We start from the raw sequence: 1,205 nt of genomic DNA on the forward strand, positions 1-1,205 counted from the left end.
TGACATGTGCTCCTTTCACCAGCTGGGTTGTTAGGGGGTGGCGTTAGACCCCATGACCGAGGTTTTTACATAGTAAAAACATATCTCGCTACTCTAAATTCTATCGTATAAATATAAACGCAAACTTAACGCTTATTTGCACCCAAGGAATACGCGCTCATGGCTCCATACATCCGCCCAGAAAATCCATCCGCTTCATGGATGAACCCTGCCCGATTGAGCGATGATGATTTTGTGATGAAAGATGGACGAATTTTCCTCGGTCGCACCAAGGATGGGCGCACCATAGGCGTGGATGATAACCGCCATGTGGTGACAATTGCAGGATCGCGGGCGGGCAAATCTGCCACCTCGCTCATGTCCAATTTGCTCACGTGGGACGGCTCGGCCATGGTGGTTGATCCAAAAGGCGAACTGGCAACAAACACCGCCTTGCACCGTGCAAAAATGGGGCAGGATGTTTTCATCCTCGACCCCTTTGGCGAAGTGACGGGCGAGGCTGAAAAATTTCGCGCCTCGTTCAATCCGTTGGACGAATTGCGGGCGGGTGGTCCGCGGGATGTGGTGGACGACGCCTCGACCTTGGCCGATGCGCTCATCACGTCTGACGGGCGTACAAACGACCACTGGTCTATGTCGGCCAAAAACCTAATCCGTGGGCTGTGCCTCTATGCTCTCCACAGACGGCCACAGGACGCCTCTCTGGTCGATGTAAGGGCGTTGCTGACTTCACCTGCCGAACGCGAAAAGAAGGCCCCTGCGGGTGCGCCTCTGGCCTTGGCTGATCATTTCGAGGCAATGACCAAAGAAGACGCCTTCGACGGCGTTCTGGCCGGCATGGGTAGCACAATGGCCGGCAAACCAAAAAGCGAACGCGGGTCGATCATCTCAACCGCAATTGAACAAACGTCCTTCCTCGACTCCATCCCCATGCGGGAACATCTGGCGGAGCAGGGTTTGACCTCAATGCGGGCTTTGAAACGGAAACCCACGACGATCTATCTCGTCTTGCCTTCCTCACGGATGGGAACGCATTTTCGATGGTTGCGGGCTGTGCTGACGCAAGCCATGACCGCACTCGAACGCACGGAAAACGCCACGAGGCGCCCTGTGCTTTTCGTCCTCGAAGAATTTCCAACCCTCGGCCACATGCGCCTGATTGAAGCCTCTGCGGGTCTTATGGCGGGTTATGATGTGAAGCTGTG

At 55.1% G+C, this 1,205-nt stretch carries 1 protein-coding gene; it reads left to right on the plus strand.

What is annotated here, in order from left to right:
- Positions 1 to 159: 159 nt before the first annotated feature.
- On the plus strand, positions 160 to 1,205 hold a 1,046-nt coding region (locus BM069_RS19580; protein WP_139216265.1), incomplete at its 3' end, for a type IV secretory system conjugative DNA transfer family protein.

It is taken from the genome of Shimia haliotis (genome assembly GCF_900114415.1).
Taxonomy (GTDB): domain Bacteria; phylum Pseudomonadota; class Alphaproteobacteria; order Rhodobacterales; family Rhodobacteraceae; genus Shimia; species Shimia haliotis.